11 protein-coding genes are annotated in these 13,589 nt (G+C 74.0%); 6 read left to right on the top strand and 5 right to left on the bottom strand.

Annotation, left to right across the window (positions count from 1 at the left end; genetic code table 11):
* Window positions 1–64: 64 nt before the first annotated feature.
* Window positions 65–1,417 carry an NAD(P)/FAD-dependent oxidoreductase gene (locus ACFY07_RS24255; RefSeq protein WP_390871587.1) on the bottom strand — a complete coding sequence of 451 codons (1,353 nt, stop codon included), beginning with the start codon at window positions 1,415–1,417 and terminating at the stop codon, window positions 65–67.
* 769 nt (window positions 1,418–2,186) lie between these two features.
* On the opposite strand from ACFY07_RS24255, the gene ACFY07_RS24250 reads away from it, so the two are divergent.
* The 3 genes from ACFY07_RS24250 to ACFY07_RS24240 all read left to right on the top strand — a co-directional run bounded on the left by ACFY07_RS24250 (window position 2,187) and on the right by ACFY07_RS24240 (window position 5,344).
* Window positions 2,187–3,083 carry an RNA polymerase sigma-70 factor gene (locus tag ACFY07_RS24250; RefSeq protein WP_390871585.1) on the top strand — a complete coding sequence of 299 codons (897 nt, stop codon included), beginning with the start codon at window positions 2,187–2,189 and terminating at the stop codon, window positions 3,081–3,083.
* A 402-nt stretch (window positions 3,084–3,485) separates the two neighbouring features.
* Complete coding sequence (locus ACFY07_RS24245) at window positions 3,486–4,232, top strand: SDR family oxidoreductase (RefSeq protein ID WP_390871583.1); 747 nt, start codon at window positions 3,486–3,488, stop codon at window positions 4,230–4,232.
* 674 nt (window positions 4,233–4,906) lie between these two features.
* The gene (locus ACFY07_RS24240) at window positions 4,907–5,344 is read left to right on the top strand and encodes an STAS domain-containing protein (RefSeq protein WP_390871581.1); all 438 of its coding nucleotides are present in this window, start codon (window positions 4,907–4,909) and stop codon (window positions 5,342–5,344) included.
* A 408-nt stretch (window positions 5,345–5,752) separates the two neighbouring features.
* On the opposite strand, the gene ACFY07_RS24235 is transcribed toward ACFY07_RS24240, so the two are convergent.
* The 4 genes from ACFY07_RS24235 to ACFY07_RS24220 form a co-directional block, all read right to left on the bottom strand.
* Window positions 5,753–5,923, bottom strand: a complete 171-nt coding sequence (locus ACFY07_RS24235) for a hypothetical protein (RefSeq protein WP_390871579.1) — start codon at window positions 5,921–5,923, stop codon at window positions 5,753–5,755.
* A gap of 398 nt (window positions 5,924–6,321) precedes the next feature.
* Entirely contained in the window at window positions 6,322–6,909 is a 588-nt protein-coding gene (locus tag ACFY07_RS24230; RefSeq protein ID WP_390871577.1) for a MarR family winged helix-turn-helix transcriptional regulator, read from the bottom strand.
* A 550-nt stretch (window positions 6,910–7,459) separates the two neighbouring features.
* Entirely contained in the window at window positions 7,460–7,930 is a 471-nt protein-coding gene (gene cynS / locus ACFY07_RS24225) for a cyanase (RefSeq protein WP_390871575.1), read from the bottom strand.
* A gap of 80 nt (window positions 7,931–8,010) precedes the next feature.
* Window positions 8,011–8,625 (bottom strand): carbonic anhydrase, encoded by a 615-nt coding sequence (locus ACFY07_RS24220; protein ID WP_390871573.1) that lies wholly within the window; start codon window positions 8,623–8,625, stop codon window positions 8,011–8,013.
* A 124-nt stretch (window positions 8,626–8,749) separates the two neighbouring features.
* Between ACFY07_RS24220 and cynR the strand changes: the two genes are divergently transcribed.
* The 3 genes from cynR (at window position 8,750) to ACFY07_RS24205 (ending at window position 13,292) form a co-directional block, all read left to right on the top strand.
* Window positions 8,750–9,694: a transcriptional regulator CynR gene (gene cynR, locus ACFY07_RS24215; RefSeq protein ID WP_390871571.1), complete on the top strand. Its 945-nt coding sequence runs from the start codon at window positions 8,750–8,752 to the stop codon at window positions 9,692–9,694.
* Window positions 9,695–10,225: 531 nt separating this feature from the next.
* The gene (locus ACFY07_RS24210) at window positions 10,226–11,470 is read left to right on the top strand and encodes a ThuA domain-containing protein (protein ID WP_390871569.1); all 1,245 of its coding nucleotides are present in this window, start codon (window positions 10,226–10,228) and stop codon (window positions 11,468–11,470) included.
* A 421-nt stretch (window positions 11,471–11,891) separates the two neighbouring features.
* Window positions 11,892–13,292, top strand: coding sequence for a ricin-type beta-trefoil lectin domain protein (locus ACFY07_RS24205; RefSeq protein ID WP_390871567.1), 1,401 nt, complete (start codon window positions 11,892–11,894; stop codon window positions 13,290–13,292).
* The last annotated feature ends 297 nt before the right edge of the window (window positions 13,293–13,589 follow it).

The raw sequence follows: 13,589 nt of genomic DNA, 5'->3' as shown, positions 1-13,589 counted from the left end.
CGTCACCGAGGCCCCCGGCGGCGCGGCCTGCCCCCGCGCCCGGGGGCCGTCGGCCGCCTCACGGTCAGCTCCGGACGCGTACCGCTCGCTCCACGCCGGGGCGGCTCGGCTCCCCGCTGGAGACGAACGCCCGGCGCGGGTCCTGCACGGACGCGAGCGAGACGAGGTCCCGGCCGAACAGGGCGGCGGTGAGCCACACGGCGAGCACCCGCACCTTCCGCTCCCAGGTGGGCACGGCGAGGACGTGGTAGCCCCGGTGCATCAGCCAGGCCGGGAAGCCCTTGATCACGATCCCCTTGTACTGGAAGATGCCCCGGCCGAGGCCGAGGGTCGCGACCACGCCGAGGCTGCTGTGCCGGTAGTCGCGGACCCGGCGCCCGCGCAGGTCGGCCAGGATGTTCTTCGCCAGCCGCCGGCCCTGGCGCACGGCGTGCTGGGCGTTCGGCACGGTGTGCGCTCCCGGGACCGGGGACGCGAGGTCGGGCACGGCGGCGTCGTCCCCGGCCGCCCAGGCGTCCGGCACGGGCTCGTCGGCGGTGCCGACGCGGAGGTCGGCCCGGACCACGACCAGGCCGCGGCCGTCGACCGGGAGGTCCGTGTGGTTGTGCACGACGGGGTTCGAGGCGTTGCCGGCCGTCCACACGATCAGTTCCGAATCGAACTCCTCGCCGGTGGAGAGCACCACGTGCCCGTCCTCGGCGGACTTCAGCTGCGTGTTCAGGTGGACGTGCCCGCCCCGGCGTTCGAGGGATCGCACGACCCAGGCGCCGGGCCCGTCCCCGACCTCGGGCAGGATGCGGTCGCGCGCCTCCACCAGATGGAAGGAGAGCTCGTCGGCGCTCAGCTCCGGGTAGTACGCGAGCATCGCGGTCGCCAGCGACAGCAGCTCGCCGAAGCCCTCGACGCCCGAGAAGCCGCCGCCCACGAAGGTCACGGTGAGCAGGCGCCGCCGCCGGGGCCCCGGGGGCAGCGAGGCGGCCTGGTCGAACGCGGTCAGGAGGCGGTCGCGTATGGCCACCGCCTCCTCCACGTGCTTCAGTCCGATCGCCTGCCGGTCCAGGCCGTGGACGGGGAAGGTACGGGTCACCGCGCCGGCGGTCACCACCAGGGTGTCGTAGCGGAGTGCGTAGTCGGCTCCGTCCGCGGGCCGGACGGTGACCGTCCGGTCCGCGTGCCGGATCTCGGTCACACTCCCCGCGACCAGCCGGGTCCTGCGCAGGTGCCGCCGCATCGACACGGCGGCGTGGCGCGCCTCGACCGATCCCGCGGTCACCTCCGGGAGGAAGGGCTGGTACGTCATGTAGGGGCGGGGGTCGACGACCGTGACCCGGGCCTCGCCCGGGCGCAGCTTCTTCTCCAGCCCCCATGCCGTGCAAAAGCCGGCATAGCCGCCGCCGACGATCAGGATCTCTCGCATGATTCCCTCTGCTCGTTGTCCGTCACCAGGTAGACCGGGCGAGGCGGGGCGGCGTGACAGAGGGGCCCGCGTGGGGCGCCGATGTGACACACGGCACAGCTCGCGTCCTGTCACGGTCCGCCGGGGCGGGCCGGTCGGCGGGCCGTACCGGCACCGCCTCGCACGTCCGCGCGGGCCCGGGCGGCTTCTCCGTCCCGACCGCCCTCCGGCTCCGGACGGCCGTCGGGGCCTCGGCGGCGGGGGCCGCCGCGGCCCTGGCGTCGGACACCGCGGTCGTGCCGGCCTGCTCGCGCAGCCGGAGGACGTCCTCCGCCTCCCCGACGGTCCGACGCCGCACGAGGGACGGGACGAGCCTGAACGGAAGAAGGCGGCGGACGCCGGCGGCCTCCCGGTCGTCCTCCGCGATCAGGAGCACGGTGAGGCCACCGCAGTCGGGGGGCTCGACGGCCGTCACCTCCCGTCCGCCACGGAGCCCGCGCGGATTTCGGTCACGCACGTCCGGCTGCGGGATCTCGCTGGTCATATCGTGGCTTTCGTACGGCTGGCCGGCAGGGGCTGTTGACCTCTTCCGACCGGCGGCGCCCCGCCCGTGTGACACCGGGAGGGCAAGGGGCGCCCGGAAGGTACGGACACGGACGGATCCCGTGGGCGCACGGCGCGTGCCCCGGTGCCCCCGGGGGCGAAGCCGGTTGCGAGGCCGGCCGTCGGCGGAAGCGCCCTGCTCAGGCCGCTTGTACAGTGGGAGGCGACCGGACCGGAAGGGACGATCATGGAAGCTGGCGCCGACGCCGACTCCCTCGACCGGGCGACGAGCGACTTCCTCGCGGCGCGCCCGCAGCTCTTCGGCATCGCGTACCGCATGCTCGGGAGCGCCGCCGAGGCCGAGGACATCGTGCAGGAGGCGTGGCTGCGGTGGCAGAACGCGGACCGCACGGACGTCCACGAGCCGACGGCCTTCCTGACCACGATCACCACACGCCTGGCCATCAACCTGGCCCAGTCCGCGCGGGTGCGGCGGGAGTCGTACATCGGGCCGTGGCTTCCCGAGCCGGTCGACACCCGGTCCGACCCGCAGCTGGGGGCGGAACGGGCCGAGGCGCTCGAACTGGCGGTCCTCATGCTCCTGGAGAAGCTGAACCCCGTGGAGCGTGCCGCCTACGTCCTGCGGGAGGCGTTCGACTATCCGTACGGACAGATCTCCGACATCCTGGACACGAGCGAGGCCAACGCCCGCCAGCTGGTGAGCCGTGCGCGCAGGCACCTGGCCGCCGAGCGCAGGGAGCGCGTCAGCGCGGCAGACCACAAGCGCCTGCTGGAGGTGTTCCTCTCCGCCGCGCGGACGGGCGACCTGGCGGTGCTGGAGGACGTCCTCACCGCGGACGTCGTCAGCTACTCCGACGGCGGCGGGATCCGCGGCGCGTCGAGGATCCCGGTCATCGGACGTCCGCACGTCTCCAAGTTCCTGGTGGCCTTCGCGCCGCGCTTCTGGCCGCAGGCGGACATCCGGTGGGTCGAGGCCAACGGGCGGCCGGCCGTGCTCGTCTCGTCCGGCGGGACCGCCGTGGCGCTGCTCTCCGTCGACGTGTCCGCAGAGGGCATCGACCGGATCATGTGGGTGATCAATCCGGACAAGCTGTCGCCCTATGTGGCGTCCCTGGACGCCTGACGACCCGCCCCGCCGGTGCACGACGGCGCCGTGCCGGGGGCCTGCGGCTCCGACCCCGCCGGCGGGGAGCGCCGCCTCGTCCACGCGGACGCCGTCGTCCCGAGGGGCGGTGCCCGTGCCCGTCCGGAGGACCGCGGCACGGACGTGCGCGGCCCCTGCGCCGCCGGTGAGGCGTCGGGCGGCCCGCACGGCGCCGGCCGGCTCGGCGGCGGCCCCGTCGGGCCGCTGGTCCACGGCCGCCTCGCCGGGCGGGCGGCCGCCGCCCTCCCGGAGCCGCCGGCCTCGGCAGCCCGGTCCCGGAGGAACGCCCCGCGGTCCACCCGGGGACCTGTCACACCGACCGTCCCTGCCCGGTCTTTCCTGGGACAGGTGACATCGAAGGTCTCCGAAAGGATTGCCCCTATGAAGATCGTAGTGATCGGCGGTACCGGACTCATCGGCTCGAAGCTGGTCGCCAGGCTCACCGAGCACGGTCACGAGGCCGTGCCCGCCGCTCCCAGCACCGGCGTCAACACGCTGACGGGCGAGGGGCTGGCCGAGGTCCTGAGCGGGGCGTCGGTCGTGGTCGACGTCTCGAACTCCCCCTCCTTCGAGGACGACGCCGTTATGGAGTTCTTCCGCACCTCGACCGCCAACCTCCTCAAGGCGGAGGCGGACGCCGGAGCGGCCCACCACGTGGCCCTGTCCGTGGTCGGCACGGAGCGGCTCCAGGAGAGCGGCTACTTCCGCGCCAAGCAGGCCCAGGAGGAGCTGATCAAGTCCTCCGGGATTCCGTACTCCATCGTCCACGCCACCCAGTTCTTCGAGTTCATGAAGGGCATCGCCGATGCGGCGACCGACGGCGGCACCGTCCGGCTGGCGCCCGTCGGGATCCAGCCCGTCCACTCCGACGACGTGGCCGCGGCCGTGGGCCGTACGGCGGTCGGGACCCCCGTCAACGGGGTGGTGGAGGTGGCCGGCCCCGACGCGTTCCAGCTGGACGAGCTCATCCGCCAGGGCCTCGCGGCCAAGGGCGACCCCCGCGAGGTCGTGACCGACGTGCACGCCCGGTACTTCGGTGCCGAGCTGCGCGAGGACACCCTCCTGCCCGGCCCGGACGCGCACCTCGCCGCGAGCCGTTTCGCGGACTGGCTCGCGCAGCAGCGGTGAGCCACCGGGTGGCGGCCCTGGCACCAGGGCCGCGACCCGCCCCCGGCCTGCTGCTCCTCGGCGCCGCGCGGCCGTGCCGCAGCGGCCTGCCGCACCCGGAGCGGCAGGCCGTTTCCTTCCCGGACACGGCGGGCGCCGGGATGCCGACGCTCTTCACCGGCACCGGCACCGGCACCGGCACCGGCACCGGCACCGCGCCCGGCACTCCGTCGGAGCAGGAGGCCCGGCACCGGACCCCCGTCGAGCGCGGGCACGTCGACGTGAGGCGGATACGGCAGGACTCCGCGGACACCTCAGCCCGGTCCGCCGCTGCTCCTCCGGGTGACGTCGCACCTGCTGTCGCTGCACGCCCGTCCCGGGAACGGCAGCCGCAGGGGCAGGCCGGTCGCGGGAGCCCTCCCTCCCTGAGAACTGTCGGAAGGTCAGCCGCCGGGGGCCGCACCGGTAGGGCCGGGCAGGGCGTGGGCGGCGGACGCGTCGGGACAGCGTGCGCTTCCCCGGGGGTTTGCACGATGCGATGATTGAACGGTGGTACGGACCGGTCCGATCGAGGGGTGCTCGGCAGGACGCTGCCTGCCCCCTGACTCCGGAGGGTCCGGGGCAGGTGGGCCGGGACGTCCGCTCGGCGGTCGCCCCGGCGACCCCTCCGACAGGCGGACAGAGGCCCCCGCACGATGACGAGCACCAGATCCTCCGACGGGTCCGGAGAACCCTTCCGGCCGAGCGGCGCACATCCGTACCGCCTCCGCCTGGAACCCGCCGTCCTCCTGCCCGGCGGTGTGGCCGTGCTCAGGCCCGCAGGCACCCTCGACCACCGCGCCGACGCCCTGCTCGACCCTGCCGTCGCCGCGCTGCTCGCCGACGGCGCGCGCCACCTGGTGGTCGACCTGGCAGGAGTGACGCGCTGCGACTCCCGAGGTGTGGACTGCCTGCTCGGCGTCCGCCACTGCATGCGCGTCCTCGGCGGCGCGTTCGCCGTGGCCTCGGCGCAGGGGCCGGTCCTGCGGACGATCGCCGCCTGCGGCGCGGGCCGGGAGCTGTCCTGCTTCCCCGACACGGAGCGCGCCCTCGACGCGGTCCGCCGGGGCGCCGCTCCGGGCTCCCCTCACTGAACCGGGCCGGGGGGCGGGCCGCCCCTGTCCGGCACGGCACCGGACACGGCCGTGCCCGTCCCGGGCCGCGACGCCGGAGCCGAGGCCTTGGCCGGAGCCGGGGCCGCGGAGCCGCAGGGCGCGGGACCGGCCGCCCACGGGCCGCCGTCTGGCCAGGGGGGCGGCCGGTGGCCCGTCGTCGTCCGGTCGGGCACCTCCCCCGGTGCTGTCGTGGTCCGCCGCGCCGGGACGGTCGTCGCGGTGCCGGCTGCCGGGGAGCACCTCCTGCAGCTCGGCCTTGAGCCCCTGCCGGAGCACGGAGTCCCGGTCGCTCCCGCCGTGCAGGACCGCGGAGGCCGCGGCCTCGATCCGGTCCGGGGAGGCGTCCGCGCACCTCCTGCGCACCCGGCGTGCGGTGGCCGGCCGGGGTCAGCGGGGACGGGGAAGGGCGCGGTCCCGGTGCAGCCCCTGCGTGCGGGCCGCCTCCGGCCCGGGGCCGCGGGCCACCCGCCACATGCCGTACGGGAGGTCGACCAGGAGCCGCCACGGACGGCCCTCGGCGCGCGCGCTCCACCGCTCCACCCACCCGGCCGTCCGCACGCGGGGCAGCGGACGGGCATGGGCCCGTCCTCCCACCATGTCGGAGAGCACCCTTGCCACAACGCCTCCCGCACGTCCCCTGTCCGCCCGCGGTCCCGTGCCGCGGCTCACGTCGCGCACCGCACTGCTGCCCCGTCCGGCGCCGGGCGAACCGCACCGGCGGCGACAGGGGCGGGGCCGCCGTCCGCCGCGAGGGCGGCGGCCGGCGGGCCGCGGGGGCGGGCCGGCGGGTCCCCTGCGGGTCCCTCCTGTCCTCGGGCGGCCTGCGGCCGACGGCGGTCGAAGAGCCCCTGGGTGCCCGCCGGACCGGAGGGGAAACGGTCGTGCGGGCGCCGGGACCGGACCGTCCGTCACCATCCCGGGGGGTCGGGGGGAAGGGGGAGCGCGTACGGCTCCCCTCAGGCCTCGGCGAGGTCCCGCAGGGCACCCACCAGGCCGGCCCTGCGGTCGGCGGGCACCGCCGCGACGACCCGCCGGATCTCCTCCCGGCGGCGTTCGAGGACGAGGGCGACGGTGCGCCGCCCCTCCGGGGCGAGGGCGACCCGCACCTCGCGGCGGTCGCGGACCCCGGCCTCGCGCACGACCAGGCCCGCGGCGGCCAGCCGGTCGGCCATGCGCATCGCCGTCGACGGGTTCACCCCGAGCTGCTCGGCCAGCCGCGACAGGCTGAGGGGGCCGCGCGTCTCCAGGACCACGAGCATGCGGAAGCGGGGCAGGGTGAGGTCCTCGGCGGTCCCCGCCAGGGAGCGCACCGCGAGGGCCACCAGGACGCGGGAGGCGGCCAGGACGGCCGTGACGACCTCGTCCTCGTCCTCGCTGTCGGGGGTGACGGGACACGCGGGGGCGGCTGGCTCCTCGGGGGCGGCCGGCTCCTCGGGGGCGGCCGGGCTCTGGTCGGCGGCAGGCCGCCCGCAGGCGGCGGAGCTGTCGGAGGGGCCGGGGGCGGGGAGCGCGCCGCCGTCCGCGGCCGGCCGGAGTTCTGTCATGGCTCCTTCCTACCGTCAGGGACCACCCGGTCGCCGCCCGCCCCGCTGACGCCGCTCCCGGCCCCGGGGGCGGGCCGCGCCCCCAGGCGGGCCGTGCACTCCAGGAGCTGCAATACCGACCGGCCGACCGTCCTGGACTGCTTCGTCGCCGACACGGGACTCGGCCTCGGCTCACCGCCGTCACCCTGAAACGCTGATCTCGGCAGCGTCGGCAGAGCGGGCCCAGGTGCATCGGGCAGGGGTCGGCGAGGACGTGGGCGGTGGTGCCGGTCGGGTGCCCGGTGCCGAGTGCGGCGCAGGCGTCGCGGATGGCGACGATCCCGGCGTGAACACGGGGGCCGCCGGCCTGGGTGATCCTGTTCGGTCTCCCGGCGAGGGCCTTGCCGTCCCTGACCACGACGGTGGTGAACGGGCGCCTGTCCTCGGCTCCGTTGCGACGGGGCAGGCCAAGGGTGTGCCGGGCGAAGCACCCGACGGAATTCCTTGCCGGCGCGGCCCGGACCTGGGGCGGGGGCGGGAAGACCTGCCGGTCTCCCGCCCCCGCCGGGGGTCAGAACGGCTTGGTGGGCAGGTACTTGCCGTCCAGGGTGATGACGGCCCGGCGGCCGCCCTCGGGGTCCTCGACGGTCTTGAAGTCGAGCCTGAAGTTGATGGCGGAGACGATGCCGTCGCCGAGCTGCTCGTGGACCAGGGCCTTGAGGGTGGTGCCGTAGACCTGGAGCATCTCGTAGAAGCGGTAGATGGTCGGGTCGGTGGGGACGCCGCCGGGGATGGATCCGCGCATCGGGACGGTCTGGAGCAGCCGGGCGGCGTCCGGGCCGAGACCGAGGCGCTCGGCGACGGCCGTTGCGGACTGTTCGGGCAGGGGGTGCTGGCCGAGCAGGGCGGCGGTGACGAAGGCGACGGAGAGGCCGGCGGTGTCTGCCAGCTCCTGCCAGGTGAGGTCCTTGTCGGCCTTTGCTTCGACGACCTGCAGGGCGAGCTGCCGGCGGGCGGTCGGGTCGAACTGGGAGTGCACCATGGGGTGGGCCTTTCGGGTGGGGTCCTCAGCGGGGTGCCCGGACCTGGTTCGGGGGTGCGACGGATGGTGGGAGGGGGTGGTCAGCCCGCCAGGGCGGTGAAGCGTCCGGTTTCGGTGTCGAGCGTCTCGGCGGAGCCGGACCCGATGTCGTAGACCCAGCCGTGCAAGGTGACCTTGCGCTGAACCAGGGCCTTGGCGACCGAGGGGTGGGTTCGCAGGTTCGCCAGCTGGGCGAGGACGTTGTCCTTCACCAGGGCGGCGACCCGCTCCGGGCCGGCGGGGTGCCCGCCTGCTCCGGTGCGGGCCATGGAGGCGTCCGCGTGGTGGAGCCAGGTGGTGACGGCGGGCAGTGCGGTGAGGTCGCCGCCGGAGGCGAGGGCGGTCATCGCGCCGCACGCGGAGTGCCCGCAGACGACCACGTCTGCGACCCCGAGGACGTCGACCGCGTACTCGATGCTCGCCGCGACACCGTCCGGTCCCCGCGTGTACGGGGGGACGAGGTTGCCCGCGGTGCGGATGACGAAGAGCTCACCCGGATCGCTCTGGGTGATCAGCTCCGGCACGACCCGGGCGTCCGAGCAGCCGATGAACAGCGCGGTCGGCCGGTGGGTGGTGGCGAGTTCCTCGAACAGCGCCGCCCGGGCCGGGAACACCTCCCGGCTGAACCGCTGGAAACCCTGCGCCATGGCATTCACGAGGTCATTCCTTCCGTCGGCGATCTGCGGTACCCGCCTGTGACCTCAACGATGCACGACCTTTCTCATAGTTTCCAAGACGCAATATCCATGATCGCCATCGATGCCACCTATAGTCGACGGCATGGAACTGCGCCACCTCCGGTACCTGCTCGCCGTGGCCGAGCACGCCAGCTTCACCCGCGCCGCCGAAGCCCTGCACGTCTCGCAGCCCACGCTCTCGCAGCAGGTCAGGCAGCTGGAGAGCTCCCTTCAGGTGCAGCTGCTCGACCGCTCCGGGCGCACCGTGCGCCTCACCGACGCAGGCCGGGCCTACACCCACTACGCGCGTCAGGCCCTGCGCGACCTCGCCGCGGCCGAGCGTGCGGTCCGCGACGTCCAGGACCTCTCACGCGGCACCCTGCGCCTGGCCGTGACGCCGACCTTCACGGCCTACCTGGTCGGGACGCTCGTCGAGGACTTCCACGCGCGCCACCCCGGGATCACCCTGGACATCCGCGAGATGGCACAAGCCCGCATCGAGTCCGAACTGGCCGCCGACCGGCTCGACCTCGGCATCGCCTTCAGCGGGGCACACCTGCCGGCCATCACCGCCAGCACCCTGTTCACCGAGCACCTCGGCCTCGTCGTCGCCTCCACCCACCCCTACGCGACACTCCCGGGCCCGCTACCGGTGCGCGCCCTGCGCGACCAGCAACTCGCCCTCCTCAGCACCGACTTCGCCACCCGGCGCCACATCGACCAGTACCTCGCCGAGCACGGGGTCCAGCCGCAGGTCGCCATCGAGGCCAACTCCATCGGCGCGCTCATCGCGATCGTCCGGCGAACCGGCCTCGCCACCGTGCTGCCCGACGCCGTCACCAGGGAGCGGCCCCGCCTCCACGCCGTCCCCGTCGACCCCCCGCTGCCTTCACGCACCGTGGCACTGCTCCGCCGGGACACCTCCTACCAGAGCGCCGCCGCCCGCTCCTTCACCACGCTCGCCGAACGCCACGCCCACACCTTCGGCCGCACCGGCGACGGCCCGGCCCGCACAGACCCTCCGCAAGGAGCACGCGGGTCCGCCTGAAGGCCCGAGCCCGGATCCACCGAAGCCCCCCGACGTGACCGGTGTTCCCGCAGACCAGAGCCGGCGCCTCCGACGGGGCGTCGGCGGCACCGGTCCCGTGGTCGTCGCCATCCACGCCGCGCCGGAGGATGCGGATCCGTCGGACTTCTCGTTCCGGCCGGTCGCCGGGCAGCCGCCGCGCAACGCCATGCCGCCGAGCGGGGCCCTGGACCCCGACCGGACCGGCACGGTCGTGGCGACCCGGGCCGACAGCGGCAGCAGCCGGGCCGGCCGGGGGCCGGCACCCGCGCACGGCCGCCCCCCTCGCGCACGGGCGCGGCCGCCGCATCCGCGGCAACGGCACGACGGCCCTGCGGGCCGGTCGGCGCGGGGCCGCGCCTCGTCCCGGATACGCGTGCAAATCCGGCCGTTTTTATCTGACGGTACGTCAAAATCCAGTGCGGAAACATCTATTGACGCGCAAATGGTCCAGACCTTTCAATGCGATCAGCGAGTGCGCCACCCCCGCCCCGCGCACGAGAAGGGCCTTCCGTGTCCGCATCCCCCACCGCCTTCCTGTGGCACCGGTCCCTGCTGCGGCTGCTCACCCTGTGCACCGTGGTGCTCGGCCTGCAGACCTGGACACCCCCCGCCGCCCATGCAGCACCGGCCTTCAACGTCCTCGCCTTCTACGGCAGCACGAACGACCCGGCGCACATCAGCTTCGACCGGGAAGCCAACTCCTGGTTCCCGCAGGCGGGTGCGCAGTACGGCTTCTCGTACACCTCGACCACCGACTGGAACCAGCTGAACGCCGCCAACCTGGCCGACTACCAGGTGGTGATGTTCCTCGACGACTACCCCCACGCCGCCGCGCAGCAGTCCGCGTTCCAGACGTACATGAACAACGGCGGCGGCTTCCTGGGCTTCCACGTCGCGGCCTACAACGCCGACAGCGGTGACTGGCCCTGGTACCACAACACCTTGCTGGGGACGGGCACCTTCCGCACCAACACCTGGTGGCCGACCGCCGAGACGCTCAGGATCGACGACGGCACCCACCCGGCGACGGCCGGCCTGCCGTCCACCATCACGTCCTCGGTCAGCGAGTGGTACAGCTGGCAGAACGACCTGCGGACGAACCCGGCGATCGACATCCTTGCGTCGATGGACCCCTCGACCTTCCCGGTCGGCACGGACCCCGACCAGTCCTGGTACAGCGGCTCCTACCCCGTCGTCTGGTCCAATCGCGACTACAGGATGATCTACGCGAACTTCGGCCACAACTCCATGGACTACTCCACCAACACCCCCCTGTCGTCCACCTTCGCCAGCGCGCAGCAGAACCAGCTGCTCATCCAGGGCCTGCGCTGGCTGGGCGGGCAGTCCGGACCGGTCACGCCGCCCGGCGGACCCACCGGCGCGATCCACGGGTACGGCGGCACATGCGTGGACGTCGCCGGGGCCGACAGCGCCAACGGCACGGCGGTGCAGCTCTACACCTGCAACGGCACCGCCGCCCAGAACTGGACGGTCGCCGCGGACGGCAGTCTGCGGGCGCTGGGCAAGTGCATGGACGTCACCGCGGGCGGCACGGCCGACGGCACCAAGGTGCAGCTGTACGACTGCAACGGCACCGGTGCGCAGCAGTGGCGGCCCGGCACCGGCGGCTCGCTGGTGAACCCCCGGTCCGGCAGATGCCTGGACGCCACCGGTCCGAGTTCCGCCAACGGCACCCGGCTGCAGATCTGGTCCTGCACCGGCGGGGCGAACCAGAGCTGGACACTGCCGTCCTGACGCCCGGCCCGCACACCGCCCCGTCGCGGAGCTGAGGATCCCCCGGCAGGGCGGGGACCTGCGGACGCCCCCTCCCCGCCGGCCCTGCAGCGCCGGGGACGCCGCCCCCGCGCCGCCGGGAAGCGGGCGTGCCGGGCACCGCACCTGCAGGCCCCTCCCCCGGCGGCGCCCCGCAGTCGCGCACGGATCCCCTCCGCACCCGAGGACGGCGAGGAGGCAGGACAGGGCCGTCGCACGCCTGCGTGAAGCCATGTCGCGGCAGCTCCCGGAACGTCGTCCCGAGAAGCCCGGGCCGACAGGACGAAGACCTCCCCCTGTCGGCCCTCCCGTCCACCGATGACCCGAGCGGCCCTCCTCGCCCTTCTCGGCCGCTCTTCCTCCCCCACCGGTCCCGTACGCCCCCACACCCCTTGGACGGCTCATGCGTATCAGGCACCTGTCCCCCCTCGTCGGCCTCCTGGCGGCCGTCTCCCTCCTCAACGCCCCCCAGGCCCAGGCGGCAGCCGACCCCGGTCCCGGCTTCCCCGCCCAGTACGTCGCGCCCTGGGTGGAGACCTGGAACTCCCCGTCCGCCCTGGCGAACGCCCAGGCCGCCACCGGCGTCAACCACTTCCACCTCGCGTTCGTCCTCAGCGACGGCTCCTGCAACGCCACCTTCAACGGCAACATGCCGATCAACGACGCCGGCTGGACCGGGGCGATCAACAGCCTGCGGGCCTCGGGAGGGGACGTCATCGCCTCCTTCGGAGGCGCCGCCGGCACCGAGCTCGCCCAGGCCTGCGGTACCGTCGCGGCCCTGCAGACCCAGTACCAGCGGGTCATCGACACGCTCAACCTCACGCGGATCGACTTCGACATCGAGGGGGCGGCGGTCGGCGACACCGCCGCCAACGACCGCCGCAACCAGGCTCTGGCGAACCTCCAGGCGGCCGCCGCGGCCGCGGGACGGAGGCTCGACGTCGACTACACGCTGGCGACGAACCCCGACGGCCTGAGCTCCGAGGGGATGAACCTCGTCGGCAACGCCAAGTCCCGCAACGTGAACGTCAACCTGGTCAACGTCATGACCATGGACTACTACCAGAACGTCTCCGACATGGGTGCGGCCGCCATCAGTGCCGCCAACGCGCTGCACACCCAGCTGGGAAGCGTCTGGACCACGAAGACCTCCGCGCAGCTGTGGGCCATGGAGGGCAGTACGCCCATGATCGGCGTGAACGATTCGCTCAACGAGGTCTTCACCACCGGCAACGCCACCACCCTCACCGACTTCGCCAGGTCCAAGGGCATCCAGCAGATCGGCTACTGGGCCCTCGGCCGCGACAATGCCTGCGCGACGAACGGCACGCTCTCCAGCACCTGCAGCGGCACGCCGCAGAGCCCCTACCAGTTCGCCGCCGTCTTCAACGCCGTCGGCGGCGGGGGCGGCACTCGGCACACCGGTCCGATCAGCGGCTACGCGGGCCTCTGCCTCGACGACAGGAGTGCCTCGACAGCCAACGGCAGCCCGGTCCAGGTCTACACCTGCAACGGCACCAGCGCCCAGAACTGGACCGTCAACGACTCCGGCCACACCCTCCAGGTGCTCGGCAAGTGCCTGGACGTCACCGCGGGCGGTACTGCCGACGGGACCAGGGTGCAGCTGTACGACTGCAACGGCACCGGCGCGCAGGTGTGGGTCCCGCAGGCCGACGGCTCGCTGCTCAACCCCCAGTCGGGCAAGTGCCTGGACGACACCGACTGGTCCACCACCCCCGGCACCCAGTCCCAGATCTGGTCCTGCACCGGCAGCGCCAACCAGAAGTGGTCCCTGCCCGCCTGAACCCCCTCCCGGAGATGGGGCCGCCGCGCAGGTGAGGAGCACCACGCGGCTGCGGCGGCCCCTCCGCCGGACCCGCGCGTCGTGCGCTGCGGACACCGGGGGCGTCGACAGGCCCGTGCCCCCTGGTGGGTGGCCGAAGTCCCGTACGTGCGCCGATCCGGGCGTTCGCCGTGCTGGTGTGATCCCTGTCCGGCGGTGCTGCGGAAATCGTGAATCGGTACGCCGAGGACAAGCTCCGGAAATTCAAGGCTGCTCGGCAGGGTCGCCCGAACAACCGGAGCTTCGTTTCACGGGTGA

It is taken from the genome of Streptomyces sp. NPDC001380 (assembly GCF_042895785.1).
In the GTDB taxonomy this organism is placed as follows: domain Bacteria; phylum Actinomycetota; class Actinomycetes; order Streptomycetales; family Streptomycetaceae; genus Peterkaempfera.
This window is presented reverse-complemented; position numbering and strand designations above follow the sequence as displayed.